The organism is Pseudoalteromonas sp. CO325X (assembly GCF_004208955.1).
Taxonomy (GTDB): Bacteria; Pseudomonadota; Gammaproteobacteria; order Enterobacterales; family Alteromonadaceae; genus Pseudoalteromonas; species Pseudoalteromonas ruthenica.
The window spans coordinates 112800-129531 of the sequence record NZ_SGPG01000010.1 but is presented as its reverse complement, the minus strand read 5'-3'; the positions used below and the strand labels follow the sequence as shown (position 1 = coordinate 129531).

The window sequence follows — 16732 nt, the reverse complement described above, 5'->3', positions numbered from 1 at the left end:
CCTTAGCCAGCGTTATTCTTAACTAGCACTTCACGGGCGCCATTATGGCCGGGCGAACTGACTAAACCGGAGTGCTCCATTTGTTCAACCAATCGCGCAGCGCGGTTGTAACCAACACGCAGTTTACGCTGTACACTTGATACCGACACACGACCACTTTCAATAACAAAAGCGCAGGCCTCGTCATACAATGGGTCTGATTCATCGTCGCCGTCTTCGGATGTTTCCCCAGGCAGCAATACGTCTTCGACGGCGTCACCATTGAGTATTTCATCCACATAATCAGGTTTACCTCGGGCCTTCCAGTCACTCACAACCGCGTGAACCTCATGGTCGTCAACAAAGGCACCATGAACACGGACTGGCACACTGGTCCCAGGTGGCAAATACAGCATGTCACCCATGCCCAAAAGGTGCTCGGCCCCTTGTTGGTCAAGAATAGTGCGCGAGTCTATTTTCGAGGACACCTGAAACGCCATACGTGTAGGGATATTGGCTTTAATCAGGCCGGTGATCACATCCACCGATGGACGCTGTGTAGCCAATACCAAATGAATGCCTGCAGCCCGTGCTTTTTGTGCGATTCGGGCAATGAGCTCTTCCACTTTTTTACCAACAATCATCATCATATCGGCGAATTCATCAATCACCACGACAATGCTGGGTAACTTGTCTAGCTCTTGCGGCCCATCAGCCATGCCATCTGTATCTTTGAACAAAGGATCTAAAATAGGTTCCCCTGCGGCTTTAGCATCAAGCACTTTTTGGTTGTAGCCCTTAAGGTTACGCACCCCTAAAGCCGACATCAGTTTATAGCGGCGCTCCATTTCACCAACACACCAACGCAGTGCATTGGCCGCTTCTTTCATATCAGTAACCACTTCACACAGTAAGTGTGGGATCCCCTCGTACACCGATAACTCCAGCATTTTCGGGTCGATCATGATCATGCGCACATCTTCTGGTGGCGATTTATATAGCAAGCTTAAAATCATCACATTAACGCCCACTGACTTACCCGAGCCGGTGGTACCTGCTACCAATAAGTGCGGCATTTTAGCTAAGTCTGCAACCACAGGTTGCCCGGCAATGTCTTTACCTAACACCATGGTTAGTGGCGATTTATTTTGCTCAAACTTAGGGGCATTGATCACTTCTGATAAGCGCACGATTTCGCGGTGTTTATTTGGCAGCTCAAGGCCAACATAGGTTTTCCCCGGGATCACCTCAACCACACGCACACTGACCGCAGATAACGAGCGCGCCAAGTCTTTCGACAAACCAGAAATTTTCGCGACCTTTACACCCGGTGCTAAATCGAGTTCAAAGCGTGTAACTACCGGACCGGGATAAACCCCTACAACCGACGCTTGTACGCCAAAATCTTGCAGCTTGCTTTCTACTAACCGAGAGACAGCCTCGAGTTCTTCTTCAGAAATGGGGTTTTTCTGTTTATCCGGCCTATCAAGTAAATCCAACGAAGGAAGCGGCTCCATGGGCGGCTTTTCTTCTAATAGTTGTTCGAATTTCTCTTTGGCTGTTGGCGCCTTTTTTTGTGCCACTGTGGTTGATGCCACTGAATTGTTGGTCTCTTTGTGCGCTGATGCAACACCCGTGTTCACCCCTTTATTTTGGGGCTGTGTACTTGGTGTAGCCTCGGTGGGCGCTTGGTCTAGCTCGTTGAGCGCGCTGACGGTATCAAAGCCCTCATCATCAATGGCGCTAAAATTCATCTCATCGCCGAGCATGGCATCAATATCATCAAATGCCGGATGTTGTTTAGGCGCCTCTTTAGTAGCGCTCTGCGTATCACTGTCACTGCTTTGCTCCTGCCAAGGCTCTTTTTTAGGCTCGGGCGCAAACATAGCCGCAGCTTTATCTAACAATGATTTGTCTTTATTGGCTTCAACTTCAGTTTCAGCGTTATCGCTTTTAATTTCTAGCTTTGGCTCTTGAGCGCTCTGCGTCGCTTCCACTTGTGGATTTGGCTCATTGGCTAAGCTGCGCTGCTCGGCTTCAGCAAACTCACTTTGGTATTGCCCACGTTTGCTTTGCAACCACTGCCAAACAAACAAGGCCGCTTTCATAACATACGCGCCCAAGGTATCAACAAATTGAACCCAAGAAACACCTGTAAGTAAGGTCATGCCGGCAAAGAAAAAGCACAGCAATAGGATAGAGGTACCCGTGAAATTAAATGCTGGCATCATCGCACCGGCAATAACATCCCCCACTACCCCACCGGAAGAAAAATAAAAAATATCGTCAAAATTAATGGAGCTAATAGCGCAAGCGCTCAATGTAAACAGCACTAAGCCGATGAGGCGCAGCGCCAAGGTAACATAATCTAAGCTAAGCACTCTGTGGGGGCGTTTAAAAACGAGATACCCAAACAGTTGAATGGCTGCGGGAACTAAAAACGCCAACCAACCAAAACTAAATAATAAAATATCCGCCACCCACGCACCCGCAGTGCCGGTGATATTTTTAACATCGACAAACTCACCTGTTTGCGACCAGGACGGATCGGCTGGGTCAAAACTCACCAGCGCACACAAAATAAAAATGGCTAGCGCGGTGCTGACTATTAAGCCAGTTTCAAGCAGTCTTTGGACACCATTTAGGCGCATATTCCATTATCCTTATTCTTTCTTTCGATACTACAGCGCATTACTCTTACCTTATCAATTCTCAGCTGAATATGCACTGGGTTTATAATCAGTAATTGTAATCGGCACGAGCATTAACGGGCCCTTAAGGAACTTGTGGACGGATAATTAATGCCTCTTCACCTTTTACTTCTTCCATGACCACATAAGTGCGGCTTTCACTGATATTGGGTAGCTTCAGCAAAATATCGCCAAGCACCTGACGATACTCAGACATATCGGTCACTCGTGTTTTCAGCAAAAAGTCGAAGTTCCCTGATACTAAGTGGCACTCCACAATCTCATCGTGCTTTTTTACCGCTTGGTTAAATTCGTCAAACACATCGGGAGATGTTTTGGTAATGGTCACTTCCACATACACCAACAGCGCCTGACCGAGCTTGGCGGGGTCGACCACCGCTTTATAACCACGAATATACCCTTCACGCTCAAGTTTTTTCACGCGTTCCAAACAAGGGGTCGCACTAAGGCCAATTCGTTTTGCCAATTCAACGTTGGAAATACGGCCATCCCGTTGCAATTCGACTAAAATTTTACGGTCGATACGGTCTAGTTGTGTATACATAGTTAATGAAAGTGGATTTATCTAATTTTACTTTGATTTAAGTGTATTCAACTGGCTTGAAAATGTAAAACAGTGAGACACACTATTTAGGCATAAGTACAATAGTGAAAAATTTTCCTGTTCACAAAAGGTATAGTAACTATGATTATTGGTGTACCAAAAGAGATAAAAAACCATGAGTACCGTGTTGGTATGATCCCAGCCAGCGCGCGCGAACTTATCAACCATGGTCACGAGGTCATTGTTGAAACGAATGCTGGTTTAGGCATTGGTTTTACTGACGAAGATTACATCGAAGTAGGCGCAAAAATCTTACCAAATGCGGCAGATGTGTTCGCCCAAGCAGAGATGATCATCAAAGTAAAAGAGCCGCAAGCTGTTGAGCGTGCGATGCTACGCCAAGATCAAATCTTGTTTACTTACCTTCACCTAGCGCCAGATTTACCACAAACTGAAGACCTAGTGAAAAGCGGCGCTATCTGTATCGCATACGAGACCGTAACCGATGCTAAAGGCGGTTTACCGCTACTTGCGCCAATGTCAGAAGTGGCGGGTCGTATGTCTATCCAAGCTGGTGCTCAGGCACTTGAAAAGTCAAAGCAAGGCCTTGGCATGTTGCTTGGTGGCGTACCGGGTGTTGAGCCTGCTAAAGTTGTGGTTATCGGCGGTGGCATGGTTGGCCGTAACGCAGCCCAAATGGCTGTCGGCCTAGGCGCTGATGTGACCATTTTAGACCGTAACGTTGACGTACTACGTAGCCTTAACGCTCAGTTTGGTTCTCTTGCTAAAGTAGTGTATTCAACTGCCGACGCGCTAGAGAAGCACGTACTGGATGCTGACTTAGTGATTGGTGGTGTACTTATCCCAGGTGCTGCTGCGCCTAAGCTTGTGACTGCTGAGCACATCAAAGCAATGAAGCCTGGTGCCGCGATTGTTGACGTAGCTATCGACCAAGGTGGTTGTATTGCCACTTCAAAGCCAACTACTCATGACGAGCCAACATACATTGTTGATGACGTAGTTCACTACTGCGTAGCGAATATGCCAGGTGCAGTACCACGTACATCAACTTTCGCGCTTAACAACGCGACATTGCCGTACATCATCAAGCTGGCTAACAAAGGCTACAAGCAAGCACTTCTTGAAGACGAGCACTTCCTAGAAGGCCTTAACGTCATCAAAGGTAAAGTAACTTATAAAGAAGTTGCTGAAGCATTTGATATGGAATACCTTGACCCACGCACTGCGGTTGAGAGCCTATAACGACTAGTTATAAGTAACTAAATATAAAGGGCAGATACACTATCTGCCCTTTTTTATTGCCGATTAACAACTGTTCCCGATTATCTACGACCCTACCCCTAATAATGCGAAACTTGTAAGCCTTTAATTTACTCAGTGACTGTTAATGAAGAAAAAGATGAGACGGTTGGACACACTCGATTTTGGACAGAAATGAGTTAGAGTATATATTCGGTAACGCCCCAATAAGGGGCTTTTAATTGTTGGCTAAAATAACGAACGCAGTGAAAAAAGCCAGCCGTAAAAAGTTCTGCACTGTAATGGCTTGTTATGTTGCAAATAAATATTGGCTAATATACTCAGCAATAAATTGCTCTATTTCTGGTTCTGTTTGCCATTTAGACTCAGATACAGCCATGACATGTATTTTAACTTTACGAGCTGCCTTGTCAGTAGGTGCTAGGACCGTTGGCATAATATTAATGTGCGTAGGTATACTTTTCATCTGTGGAAAAGCGTCAACTAATTTAGCTTCAAATCCAGTTTGATTAAGAGTGCTTAGCTTTTTATCTGCTTCATACTCATCCATTCCTTTTGGTACATCGACCAACACTATCTTATTGAGTTTCTGTCTACTTTTTAATAACCCATCCAAATAGAAAGCAATAAACTCTTTTAATTCCCCGGTTTTCTCCCAGCCGTCTTCTGTCGTTACAATGATTCGGTATTTATATGATTCTCCTTTATCGTCACCCGTACTAAAAGTTGTATTAAAAACAGTAGGTAATATATTAAAGTTTACCTTTCTACCTCGAACAGATGGAAACTTTTTCACTACAACAAATTGCAGCTTTTTTATATCCATTTTATTTAAGAAATTTTGCCCTTCGTCCAATGTCCAGCCCTTTGGCATATCAACATTAGTCATTACTTCTACTGGTTGGCATCCTAACAATGCTGTGAAAAGAAGTAAGGCTAATAATTTTTTCAATTTTAACTCCATATAAAAATAAATCTCGATGCTACAAGGCACCATTGCCTTGTCAAGAATTTTTATTCCATATTTTGATCGACATCTCCACATGACCACGATGAACAGATAATCGGAATACGCCTTATGAACTTAACGCTTTGATCAGGCAATTCATTTTCGCAGCGCTCCAGAAATTCGTCAGGGTGCTTGGGTACGATAGCAACTATATTGGAATACTTGAACCTGAAATCTCCGGAATGCCGCCACTCTCGCTCCCATGAGAAATCATGTTTTTCGTGCATAATATTGACCAAAGAGTAGTAATGTACGATCTCCTTATAGTATTGCCCACGCACTTTCTACTTATGAAATGCATCAACTCCTTTAAAGTGGCGCTCAAACTCGCTCAAGAGATACTCACGCAATGTCGTTCTTTCAGCATTGCGATAGATAGCAGGGTTGGTCCCGACTTCAATCATATTTTTCCGCCAAAAAGCTAGCCCATATAGTTGTAATCGTATTCTTCTAGGGAAACCTTCGACAGCCAATTTGTTAATTTGGTCTAGTGGAATTTGAGTAAAGCATATTGTTTTAGATGCCTACTTTAATTGGCTCGTCAATTTCATCTTGTTTATTTTTGGGCTAAAAAAACAATGATGATTGCGTGCCTCAATCCTTTTGTCTTTCAGAATACTAATTAAATTATCTTCAGCATCTATATTTCTTTTGTAAGGTGCACTAAGAATCTAGATATATCAGATCGTTCCAATGATCTCTCCTTTGAAACTGGTCTTCCCCATCAAAAGTAGACAGGTTATTACGCAAACCGTTGTTCATACTCCAGCGGGCTCAGGTAGCCTAACGCTGAGTGACGTCGTTTGCGGTTATAAAATATTTCAATGTATTCAAACATACAGGATTTAACGTGTTGTATCGAGTGGAATTTCTCGGCATAAATCAGCTCAACTTTGAGACGACTGAAGAAGGATTCCATCACCGCATTATCCCAGCAATTGCTCTTTCGGCTCATGCTGATTATCGCACCTGATGAACGCACTAAATCCTGATAGGCCACCGCACGGTACTGCACGCCTCTATCTGAGTGAAGCATCAAACCTGGTTTAACCTCCCTGCGGGCCAGTGCCATGTTGAAAGCATCTGAAATCAGCTTGACCGTCATCGACGTGTCTAATGCCCAACCGACAATCGCCCTTGAGAACAGGTCCATCACAGCGGCTAGATAAAGCCACTGGCCGCGAACACGGATATAAGTGATATCTGATACCCATTTCCTGTTGGCACGCTCTGTGATGAACTGCTGGGCAAGCACATTCCCTTCTACATTCGAGTTTGAATAGCAGCTGCGACTGTAACGAAACGCCTTGCCATTTCTTGCCTTAAGAGCCAGCTCTTGCATAATTTTAGCGACCGTATTGAGGCTACATCGAACACCGCTGGCATTGAGTTCATATGTTATCCTGGGCGCGCCGTAGCGTGCCTTAAAGACCTCATAAGCCTCTTTCACATGATGGGCCAACTCAGCATGTTTCTGTGCTTTATCGCTCGGCTTTCGGCTCAGGTAACGATAAAAGCCAGAGCGTGAGACTTTCGATGCTCTGCACATCAGGGTGATCCGGAACTGGCCTACATACTGCGCAATCAGCGCGTACTTTACTCCTGGCTTTTCGCAAAGTACGCGGCTGCCTTTTTTAAGAATTCATTTTCTTCTTTCAGGTCGTGTAGCTCGCGCTTGAGACGGCGCAGTTCCTCACTTTCATGTTTCGAGTAATCAACGCCTTGAACGGTATTAAATTGCTTGTCGGAAAGACGGTTGAATTGCCTACGCCAGTTATAAATTTGCTGGGCGCTGATCCCCAGCTCTTCGGCGACGGATTTGTTGGTATTTCCGGGTTGCTCCACCCTGCGAACCGCTTCGCGACGAAACTCTTCGGTATAGGCCTGGGTCTAGTCATGAGACACCTCTTTTCTAACTATAGAAGGTGTCTACTTTTTGGGTAAGTCCTCCATATAGGCATAATGACTCCCACACGGTGCTAGCGTGGGTTAGCTTAAAGCCAGAGCCATAATTAGTTTGCAAATTAACTAAACAGCAGAGGCTAGCATGAACAAACATAGCATACTTTTCATTGGCTTAGACACACATAAAGAATTTCATGAGATCGCTTATCTTGAGGACCATCGAGGCGAACAACCCGTGCATTATGGCCGTATTCCTTCGGCTAAAGCGGCCGTTAAAAAGCTTGTCAGGCAATTTGAATCTAAATACCCACACGCAACTTTGCATTTCGTCTATGAAGCATGACCCTGTGGTTACTGGATTTATCGGCTCATTACCAGTCTTGGTCATTGTTGTTATGTGGTTGCCCCGTCACTTATTCCTGAGAAGCCTGGCGAGCGTGTAAAGACTGATAAGCGTCATGCCATTAAGTTGGTCATCTGAAGACCTCACTCCTATTTATGTTCCTGAGCCGGAAGACGAGGCCGTGCGAGACTTATCTCGCGCTAGAGAAACGGCCATGGAAGATTTGAAAGACGCTAAGTACCAACTTAAAGCGCTGCTTCTGCGCAATAACATCAATTACAGTGGAACAGCAAACTGGTCACTCAAACACCTGCGTTGGCTCACTGAGTTGATATTGCCTCATCCTGCTCAACAGATTGTATTACAGGAATACATTCAAACCATCAATGAGCGGATGGATAGACTGAAACGGCTCGACAATGAACTTGAGTATCAGGTCAGAAACTGGCGCTATTTTCCTGTCGTCAAAGCCATACAGGCCATGCGAGTTGTCAGGCTGTTGGTAGCAGCAGGTGTGATTGCAGAGCTCGGCGACTTAACTCGCTTCGACCACCCAAGGAAATTAATGAGTTATGTAGGCTTAGTCCCTTCAGAGCATTCCAGTGGCGGCAAACGTCATTTAGGCGCAATCACCAAATGTGGCAATGGCCGAGCAAGACGGTTGTTAGTGGAAGGAGCGCACAGTTATCGCTACCAGGCAGCAGTGACCACTGAATTGCAAAAACGCCAAGAAGGGTTGCCCAAGCAAGTTGTTGATATGGCCTGGCTCGCACAACTAAGGCTGTGCCGTCGATATCAGCGTCTGATACATAAAGGCAAACACTACAACGTGGTGGTGACTGCTATCGCGCGGGAAATGATTGCCTATATCTGGGCGATTGCCAGAGAGACAGTGTTAAGTCCGGTTAATCCAAAACTACGTATCCCAGGGGTTCCGGCATAAGATGAAAAGCGGCTTTGAGTTAACACATTGGATCAAGCAGCGGGTGTGGCACAATCACCGAGGGCGTTAGGATGGCAGTAATTAGCAATAGTTATTGAACCACGAACATAGACTGAAGACAGTGTGTCGCTGTGAAGCAGCCACGGCGGACTAAGTAAGGTAGGCGCTGCTAATCGACAGATTAGTAATCCACGGATACCACCGGGGCGACGCTTCGCCATGATAACCGACGACATTACTTGCTTCATTCGATGTGTTAACTCAACTTATTGAGGAAAACTGATTATCAAGGGCTTAAAAAGTTAGGCAGGGTTCAGTGTAACCAGCTTGACATGGGGAGTCATACCAACGCCCGCATAAGGGGCAGCAAAACGTAGCGGCAGTTAGTTTAAACTTGGGCGAAGCTCTAAAACTAATCGCCGCGTAGTTTTGATGTCCCAGCCGCGCTTTTCAGCAACGACTTGATGCGTTTGTTATGCCTAAACCCACGATGGGGTTAAACCACCATGGCAAATAGCTCTATCGAATAGATTGTTTACCAAAATTGGTTCATAGATATAATCTTTGTTTAATGGCTCAGTTACCATAGCACCTGGTTGACCAGAGAGCTTTCCTTTAGCCGCTAATGAAAACTGAAGAGTAAGATCGATAACACTCAGATCAAACGAAGTTAGCCAAACGTGTATGTTAACGTCTGAAACGCCTTTACCTTTCTTGATTAAAGCCTCTATTGACTCCTTGCTTGCTAACGAAGGCTCTGGCTCACCTTTGTAATAGACATTGCCCACGGTCAGAAAGAATGGTAGCCCAGGTAATCGGCCTCGGTCTTGTAAATCCTCTATTAACTGAACTGCGTAGGTGGAATATTCTAAACATTTATTTGCAGGCTTAACAAAGCCATTTTTTATAAATTGTTCCTTTAGCTGCTCTACTAACTTTAAATTAAGAGAACGGTAGTCATTTTGATTCCCTGATTTTTCAATTCTATCAATCAAATCCCCCAACACATCTGCATCTAATGACCAAGCTGGGAGCAACTGGTTACCGAGCTTGATAGCTTCCAAAAAATTTTCTTTATATTCAAATTTACACATTGGGGTTCCAAATATCTAGGCATAACACATTTTTAGCGAGCGAATCGCGCATTTTTCTACTGCGCTACCGCTCACTTTTCTGAGTGATATATTTTTAACAGACTAGCTAACTCATTGCCAATATTATTAAAAATAGCCATTGCTCGTTTTTGTATTGCTACAAAAGCACGCGATTGGGTCGTTTTCTTGACTATGTGAGCTATTACGCAAACAAAAAAGCGACCCGTTATGAGTCTCTTTATAAAAGTGAATGCTACGATATGGCTTTAAATGAAGCGTTTTACGACAAAATCCACTTTGACGCGCTTAGCCTGGCCAAGGATCTTTTGCACTGGCTCTGGGTAGTCAGCCATTTGCTCCAGCTCTTTATAGCTGTTCAAGCGGGTACAATGTTGCATAATCGCCTGCTTTTCTTGCTCAATCGCTGCAACCATTTGTCCGTCTTTATCATCAATAAAAATGCCGTTTTCGATATCCAGACCCCAAGCTCGAGGATTAAGGTTATGACCACTTAATAAGTGATAGCGCTTGTCGCTGCATATGCCCTTTAAGTGAAACGAGTTGCTATCATGTTTCCACAGGTACACATTGAGATTACCCGCTTCGATGAAGCGCTTTTGGTTTTTTAGGAACTTGGCCAAAATGGTTTCGTATAAATAAGGCAGAGCCCCTACTTTCGAAAAGCGCTCAGTCGGAGGGATGTAAAAATCATTGGCGGTTTTATCACCGACAACAATAGTTACTTGCTTACCTTGACGTAACAGCCTGCGTAGCGCTCTTAACAGCGGCGTCGGGAAGTTAAAGTAAGGAGTATAAAGCACAAGCTCATTATCGGTAATATCAAACAGTTGCTTGATTAAACGGTTAAGTTTGTTGTTGCGCCGCCCGAGCCCAATAAAAGGACGTACGGTTAAGGGGGCATGACTGTCTTGGCTGCTCTGGCGATAACTTGCTTTTTTCAGTGCCCTGACTAATTGCTTGTGCTCGGCTTTAATGTCGACAAAGGCTGGAATTGGCCGTTTGTCTAAACGCGGCACGGCGTCAGAGGCGATTAAGGTCTGCTCTATAAATTCCACAAAGGCGTCACTTAATTGTGCTTGCTTGATAACAAAATACCGGTCTAAGCGGTAGCGCTCGAAATAGTGTAGATAAACGTTATTCAGGCTCGCGCCGCTGTACAGCAAAGTGTCGTCGATGACGAAGCCTTTGAGGTGCAGTACCCCAAACAATTCCTTTGCTTTTACTGGCACGCCATATACTTGCACGTTGGAGCCGCTTTGCTGCAAGCGCTGGTAATACAAAGCCGCATTGCCCTCGCTTTTGTCGGCACCAATGAGCCCACGCTGAGCACGATGAAAATCGACCAGTACTTTCACTTCCAACTCTGGGTTTTGGCGCGATGCGTCATGTAATGCATCAAGAATTTCCCGACCCGCTTCATCATCTTGAAGGTACAAAGCGGTGATATAAATACGGTGTTTAGCCGAGGCAATCAGCTCAAGCAGTCGCTGCCGGTAGCTTTTTGCATCAAGTAAAATATCAATGTCTTGTTGTTCGAGCGCATAGCCCGCTTGATGTTGCCAAAAATACATGAGGCCCTTATTTTTCTGCGTCGCCGGGGGCGCACCCTCGGGGCGAGTTTATAATTGCCCTAGAACATAGCAAAAAAAATATCACAGGTCATGAAATAACGGTTTGTTATTCGTTATTTGCTGTAATAACGCACAAGTACAGATTTTTTGACATCCTGCGGTTTTAGCGCTGAGTTATGTTTGCAAAATTGTTTACTTATGGATTGTTTTTCTTAGAATCACCCGCATAACTATGTTCACATGAATTAATTGGAAAGTTGTATGAGCGCCAAACACTGTAAATTACTTATTCTTGGCTCCGGCCCAGCGGGATACACCGCAGCCGTCTATGCCGCCCGTGCTAACCTTAACCCAGTGCTGGTTACTGGTATTCAACAAGGCGGTCAGTTAACCACGACCACTGAAGTTGAAAACTGGCCTGGCGATGCCCACGGTTTAACGGGTCCGGCTTTAATGGAGCGTATGAAAGAGCATGCTGAGCGCTTTGAAACTGAAATTGTGTTCGATCACATCAACGAGGTGAATACCCAGGTTCGTCCGTTCGAACTTAAAGGTGACAGCGGCACGTACACAGCCGATGCGCTGATCATCGCCACCGGTGCATCAGCTAAATACCTTGGCCTTGATTCAGAAACTGCCTTCCAAGGCCGTGGCGTGTCTGCGTGTGCGACCTGTGACGGATTCTTCTACAAGAACCAAAAAGTGGCTGTTGTTGGTGGCGGTAACACCGCTGTTGAGGAAGCGCTGTATTTGTCTAACATCGCCTCTGAAGTTCACGTAATTCACCGCCGTGATAGCTTTAGAAGTGAGAAAATCCTTTCTGATCGATTATTAGAAAAGGCTGAAAATGGCAACGTAACTATCCATTGGAATCGTACACTTGATGAAGTGTTAGGTGACGACATGGGCGTAACAGGTGTGCGTATTAAAGATGCCAATTCTGACGCCACCGAAGAGCTTGATGTAATGGGCGTGTTTATTGCGATTGGCCATAAGCCGAACACCGATATGTTCCAAGGCCAGTTAGAAATGAAAGACGGTTATTTAGTTGTTGAATCAGGCCTAAATGGAAATGCTACACAAACCAGTGTGGAAGGTGTTTTTGCTGCCGGTGACGTGTCTGACCACATTTACCGCCAAGCAATCACCTCTGCTGGCACAGGTTGTATGGCGGCGCTCGATGCCGAGCGTTACCTAGATAACTTAAAATAAGTATTGATGGGGCTACGGCCCCATTATTCTATGACTCAATATTTACACCACTTGGGTAGCATTGACGAAGGCTTCCCACACCCGAATACTGCGCTAGAGAACCCTGATGGCCTCCTTGCTATTGGTGGTTGCCTTAGCCCTTCACGCTTAAGCGATGCGTATCGCCAAGGTATTTTCCCTTGGTATAGTGAAGGTGAACCTCTTATGTGGTGGTCTCCTAGCGAGCGCGCCGTCATCGAGCTTGATGATTTCCACGTTAGCCGCAGCCTGCGTAAAAGCGCACGCAAACTCGCTATCAGCGTAAGCGTGAATCAGTGTTTTGCTGAGGTTATCCATCAGTGCAAAGTCCAACGCATAGCGCAAGAAGGTACTTGGATCACAGATGCGATGGAGCACGCATATATCCAAGCTCACCATCAAAACCTTGCCCATAGCGTCGAAGTATGGCAAGGCCCCCGTTTGGTTGGCGGACTTTATGGCATTATGCAGTCACGGGTGTTTTGCGGTGAGTCGATGTTTTTTCGCCAACGGGACTGCTCCAAATTAGCGATGTGGGCGCTAGTGGAATTGCTCAAGCAACATGGTGGAGATTTTATCGACTGCCAAATGATGAACCCCTATTTGGCGCAGTTGGGGGCAACTCCCCTACCCAGAGAGGATTTTTTGGCTAGACTTAAAGAGAGTAATCAATATCCCATTGATTTGTCTTTTTGGCGAGCACAACAACTAGAGTCTCCTTATGGCGCAACACCTTCCCATAAAAATAGGCCTTAGCCAACGTTTTCCTTGTAGTTATCTTGATGAACAAGAAGAACAGCTGTTGGTTATTCTTGATCCCTTATGTTATACCCCACAAGGGTTTGAAGCGCTCTTGCAACATGGCTTTCGCCGTAGTGGTGAACAAATATATCGACCCCATTGCCCCAGTTGCACGGCCTGTGAATCGGTGCGCATATTAGCCAGTGAGTTCACACCTTCACGTTCGCAAAAGCGTAAGCTTAATAAAGTCAAAGAGTTTGCCGTGCATGTGAGTCACTTTGAGCGTCCTGAATACTACCCGCTGTACGAGCGCTATATTAATGAGCGCCACAGTGATGGCAGTATGTATCCCGCTGAGCGCAGTCAGTTTGAAAGTTTCTTACTGTGCAAGTGGATGAACATCGCTTTTATTGAGCTTTGGCATCAAGAGCGCTTGATTGGCGTTGCCGTTACCGATGTTATGCCCAACTCCTTGTCTGCTATTTATACTTTTTTTGACCCGGATTATGAGGCGCTTAGCTTGGGAAGCGTGATGATCCTTAAACAGATAGAGCATGCCCAGAAGCTGGCAAAAGACTTTGTCTATTTGGGATATCAAATCGATGATTGTCGCAAGATGCGCTATAAATTACAGTACCGACCAGCGCAAAGATTGCGTGCAGATGCGTGGATTGCCGTCGAATGAGCACAAATTCGACAAATTCAGTGCCTTGGCTTTACTTATTCGTTGCTTTTCGGCACAATCGCATGCGTTTAACTATCACAGAGGTGTTACGCTAGATATGGCGAAAGAAGACGTAATTGAAATGCAAGGGACGGTACTTGATACCCTACCTAATACTATGTTCCGTGTAGAACTAGAAAACGGCCACGTAGTTGTGGCGCATATTTCCGGTAAAATGCGTAAAAACTACATTCGTATTTTGACTGGTGATAAAGTAACTGTGGAACTTACGCCTTACGACTTAAGCAAAGGCCGCATCGTTTTCCGCGCGCGCTAATTTGCCAGCGAAGCCAGTTTAGCAAAAAGCCCAGCAAGTGCTGGGCTTTTTGCTAAGTGCCACGCACGTTAGGCGGGGCTAAGCTCTTCAGAGTAGTTAAACTCCAGTTTATCGTTTTTGACATCCACTTTCACATCACCGCCATCAACGAGCTGACCAAATAAAATTTCGTTCGCTAATGGTTTCTTAACTTGCTCCTGTATCACTCGCGCCATTGGCCGTGCACCCATGGCTTTGTCATAGCCTTTATGTGCCAACCAAGTACGTGCTTCGTCGGTCAGTTCAAGATTGACTGATTTCTTATCAAGCTGTGCTTGCAGCTCTACCAAGAATTTATCAACCACTTGCAAGATCACCTCGGTATCAAGGTGGTTGAACCAAATGATATTATCCAAACGGTTTCTAAACTCTGGCGTAAACACCTTGTTGATTTCCGCTAACGCATCATGCGATGAGTCTTGCGTGGCAAAACCAATGGAATTTTTCACCGTTTCTTGTACACCCGCGTTGGTGGTCATCACTAAAATAACATTACGGAAGTCCGCCTTGCGGCCGTTGTTATCGGTTAGTGTGCCGTGATCCATAACCTGCAACAAGATATTGTAAATATCGCTGTGTGCCTTTTCGATTTCATCGAGTAGCACAACGGCATGTGGCTGCTTGATCACCGCATCAGTCAATAGCCCTCCTTGCTCGTAACCAACATACCCAGGCGGTGCGCCTATCAAGCGACTTACGGCATGGCGCTCCATGTACTCAGACATATCAAAGCGAATGAATTCAATCCCCAAGCACTTGGCTAACTGTTTAGTCACTTCTGTTTTACCCACGCCCGTTGGACCTGCGAATAAGAATGAGCCCACCGGTTTATCTTCGTTGGCAAGGCCTGAGCGCGACAAACGTATCGCAGAAGATAAAGCCTCAATTGACTGATCTTGACCGAACACCAACATTTTGAGGTTGCGGTCGAGGTTTTTCAGCACTTCTTTGTCGCTTGAAGACACACTTTGCTGCGGAATACGCGCTATCTTAGCGATAATTTGCTCAATATCGGCAACATTAATGGTTTTCTTGCGCTTAGATACAGGCTGCAAGCGTTGATTTGCACCCGCTTCATCAATGACATCAATGGCCTTATCCGGTAAATGACGCTCATTGATATATTTTGCACTTAGCTCTGCCGCTGCACGCAGTGCCTTTTGCGTGTAGCGTATGCCGTGGTGCTCTTCATAACGTTCTTTCAGACCATTAAGAATTTTTGCAGTGTCTTCAACGCTTGGCTCGCTCACATCTATTTTTTGGAAACGACGCACTAGAGCGCGGTCTTTTTCAAAAATGTTCTTAAACTCGTTATAGGTCGTCGACCCCATGCAGCGAAGCTCACCACTTGATAGCAATGGCTTAATTAAATTCGATGCATCCATGACACCGCCCGATGCTGCGCCGGCACCAATAATGGTGTGTATTTCATCAATAAAGAGAATGGCCCCAGGTTCTTTTTGAAGCTGTTTGAGCAAACTCTTTAACCGTTTTTCAAAATCCCCCCGGTACTTAGTACCAGCAAGCAAGGCACCCATATCAAGGGAATAAACCACGCCATCGGCGATAACTTCAGGGACTTCATTGTGAATAATACGATAAGCCAACCCTTCGGCTATGGCTGTTTTACCCACGCCAGCTTCGCCGACCAACAACGGGTTATTCTTTTTGCGCCGGCACAACACTTGAACAGTACGCTCAACTTCTTGATCGCGACCGATCAGCGGGTCTACCTGCCCTTTTTCTGCCTGCACGTTGAGGTTAGTGGTGTATTTGTCGAGAATATTTTGCTCTTCCGACGCTTCACCACCCATTTCCTCGTGAATTTCTTCATGATCACCGAGTTCTTCACCCTCGTCGTCCATGCGCGAAATGCCATGAGAGATAAAGTTCACTACATCGAGGCGATTAACGTCGTTTTTCTTCAATAGGTAAACGGCTTGGCTCTCTTGCTCAGAGAAAATAGCGACCAGCACGTTGACGCCTGTGACTTCACTTTTCCCAGACGACTGCACATGAAACACGGCACGCTGTAAAACACGCTGAAAACCGAGTGTTGGCTGGGTTTCCCGTTCTTGTTCAAGATCTGAGATGACCGGCGTTGTTTCATCAATAAACTCAGATAATTCGTTACGCAACAAACTCAAGTCAACACCGCAGGCAATGAGGGCTTCATTCGCGGATGGATTATCTAGTAATGCCAGCAGCAAATGCTCCACCGTCATAAACTCATGGCGGCGTGTGCGGGCTTCTTTGAACGCGTTGTTCAAGGTAATCTCTAGATCTTTATTTAGCATTGGCAACCCCCAAAACTTTCAAA

13 protein-coding genes and 2 pseudogenes are annotated in these 16732 nt (G+C 45.6%); 6 read left to right on the top strand and 9 right to left on the bottom strand.

Features of this window, described 5'->3' with window-relative positions:
* Positions 1–2 precede the first annotated feature (2 nt).
* Positions 3–2630, bottom strand: a complete 2628-nt coding sequence (locus EXT46_RS03935) for a DNA translocase FtsK (RefSeq protein WP_130145348.1) — start codon at positions 2628–2630, stop codon at positions 3–5.
* 124 nt (positions 2631–2754) lie between these two features.
* A complete protein-coding gene (gene lrp, locus EXT46_RS03930; RefSeq protein ID WP_022944181.1) occupies positions 2755–3234 on the bottom strand; it encodes a leucine-responsive transcriptional regulator Lrp in 480 nt (159 codons plus the stop codon).
* Positions 3235–3375: 141 nt separating this feature from the next.
* Between lrp and ald the strand changes: the two genes are divergently transcribed.
* Positions 3376–4497 (top strand): alanine dehydrogenase, encoded by a 1122-nt coding sequence (ald, locus tag EXT46_RS03925; protein ID WP_022944180.1) that lies wholly within the window; start codon positions 3376–3378, stop codon positions 4495–4497.
* Positions 4498–4804: 307 nt separating this feature from the next.
* On the opposite strand, the gene EXT46_RS03920 is transcribed toward ald, so the two are convergent.
* From EXT46_RS03920 to EXT46_RS03910, 3 genes and pseudogenes are all read right to left on the bottom strand, one after another.
* The gene (locus tag EXT46_RS03920; RefSeq protein ID WP_130145346.1) at positions 4805–5467 is read right to left on the bottom strand and encodes a hypothetical protein; all 663 of its coding nucleotides are present in this window, start codon (positions 5465–5467) and stop codon (positions 4805–4807) included.
* Between the two features lie 799 nt (positions 5468–6266).
* Positions 6267–7109 carry an IS3 family transposase gene (locus EXT46_RS03915; protein ID WP_240701082.1) on the bottom strand — a complete coding sequence of 281 codons (843 nt, stop codon included), beginning with the start codon at positions 7107–7109 and terminating at the stop codon, positions 6267–6269.
* A gap of 11 nt (positions 7110–7120) precedes the next feature.
* Positions 7121–7396, bottom strand: a pseudogene (locus tag EXT46_RS03910) (transposase); the annotation flags it as partial.
* A gap of 175 nt (positions 7397–7571) precedes the next feature.
* Here EXT46_RS03910 and EXT46_RS03905 point away from each other — a divergent pair.
* Positions 7572–8715 (top strand): annotated as a pseudogene (locus EXT46_RS03905) (IS110 family transposase).
* Positions 8716–8747: 32 nt separating this feature from the next.
* On the opposite strand, the gene EXT46_RS03900 reads toward EXT46_RS03905, so the two are convergent.
* From EXT46_RS03900 to pssA, 3 genes are all read right to left on the bottom strand, one after another.
* Complete coding sequence (locus tag EXT46_RS03900) at positions 8748–8951, bottom strand: hypothetical protein (protein ID WP_130145342.1); 204 nt, start codon at positions 8949–8951, stop codon at positions 8748–8750.
* A 243-nt stretch (positions 8952–9194) separates the two neighbouring features.
* Positions 9195–9809, bottom strand: a complete 615-nt coding sequence (locus tag EXT46_RS03895) for a hypothetical protein (protein WP_130145340.1) — start codon at positions 9807–9809, stop codon at positions 9195–9197.
* 266 nt (positions 9810–10075) lie between these two features.
* Entirely contained in the window at positions 10076–11401 is a 1326-nt protein-coding gene (gene pssA / locus EXT46_RS03890; protein WP_130145338.1) for a CDP-diacylglycerol--serine O-phosphatidyltransferase, read from the bottom strand.
* Positions 11402–11662: 261 nt separating this feature from the next.
* On the opposite strand from pssA, the gene trxB reads away from it, so the two are divergent.
* The 4 genes from trxB to infA all read left to right on the top strand — a co-directional run bounded on the left by trxB (position 11663) and on the right by infA (position 14373).
* The gene (trxB, locus tag EXT46_RS03885) at positions 11663–12613 is read left to right on the top strand and encodes a thioredoxin-disulfide reductase (protein ID WP_045978766.1); all 951 of its coding nucleotides are present in this window, start codon (positions 11663–11665) and stop codon (positions 12611–12613) included.
* 30 nt (positions 12614–12643) lie between these two features.
* The gene (aat, locus tag EXT46_RS03880) at positions 12644–13387 is read left to right on the top strand and encodes a leucyl/phenylalanyl-tRNA--protein transferase (protein WP_130145336.1); all 744 of its coding nucleotides are present in this window, start codon (positions 12644–12646) and stop codon (positions 13385–13387) included.
* Entirely contained in the window at positions 13353–14057 is a 705-nt protein-coding gene (locus EXT46_RS03875) for an arginyltransferase (protein WP_022944172.1), read from the top strand. The genes aat and EXT46_RS03875 overlap by 35 nt, the downstream gene beginning before the upstream one ends.
* 97 nt (positions 14058–14154) lie before the next feature.
* Entirely contained in the window at positions 14155–14373 is a 219-nt protein-coding gene (infA, locus tag EXT46_RS03870) for a translation initiation factor IF-1 (protein WP_010560183.1), read from the top strand.
* Positions 14374–14441: 68 nt separating this feature from the next.
* Here the strand turns inward: infA and clpA are convergent, their stop codons facing one another.
* On the bottom strand, positions 14442–16709 hold the full coding sequence (gene clpA, locus EXT46_RS03865) for an ATP-dependent Clp protease ATP-binding subunit ClpA (protein ID WP_130145334.1): 2268 nt from the start codon (positions 16707–16709) through the stop codon (positions 14442–14444).
* Positions 16710–16732 lie beyond the last annotated feature (23 nt).

Excerpts from the sequence above, each read along its gene's own strand:
- pssA (WP_130145338.1), bottom strand. The coding sequence starts at position 11,401 with ATGTATTTTTGGCAACATCAAGCGGGCTATGCGCTCGAACAACAAGAC.
- trxB (WP_045978766.1), top strand. The coding sequence starts at position 11,663 with ATGAGCGCCAAACACTGTAAATTACTTATTCTTGGCTCCGGCCCAGCG.
- lrp (WP_022944181.1), bottom strand. The coding sequence starts at position 3,234 with ATGTATACACAACTAGACCGTATCGACCGTAAAATTTTAGTCGAATTG.
- ald (WP_022944180.1), top strand. The coding sequence starts at position 3,376 with ATGATTATTGGTGTACCAAAAGAGATAAAAAACCATGAGTACCGTGTT.
- infA (WP_010560183.1), top strand. The coding sequence starts at position 14,155 with ATGGCGAAAGAAGACGTAATTGAAATGCAAGGGACGGTACTTGATACC.
- EXT46_RS03875 (WP_022944172.1), top strand. The coding sequence starts at position 13,353 with ATGGCGCAACACCTTCCCATAAAAATAGGCCTTAGCCAACGTTTTCCT.
- EXT46_RS03895 (WP_130145340.1), bottom strand. The coding sequence starts at position 9,809 with ATGTGTAAATTTGAATATAAAGAAAATTTTTTGGAAGCTATCAAGCTC.
- aat (WP_130145336.1), top strand. The coding sequence starts at position 12,644 with ATGACTCAATATTTACACCACTTGGGTAGCATTGACGAAGGCTTCCCA.
- EXT46_RS03935 (WP_130145348.1), bottom strand. The coding sequence starts at position 2,630 with ATGCGCCTAAATGGTGTCCAAAGACTGCTTGAAACTGGCTTAATAGTC.
- EXT46_RS03900 (WP_130145342.1), bottom strand. The coding sequence starts at position 8,951 with ATGTCGTCGGTTATCATGGCGAAGCGTCGCCCCGGTGGTATCCGTGGA.
- clpA (WP_130145334.1), bottom strand. The coding sequence starts at position 16,709 with ATGCTAAATAAAGATCTAGAGATTACCTTGAACAACGCGTTCAAAGAA.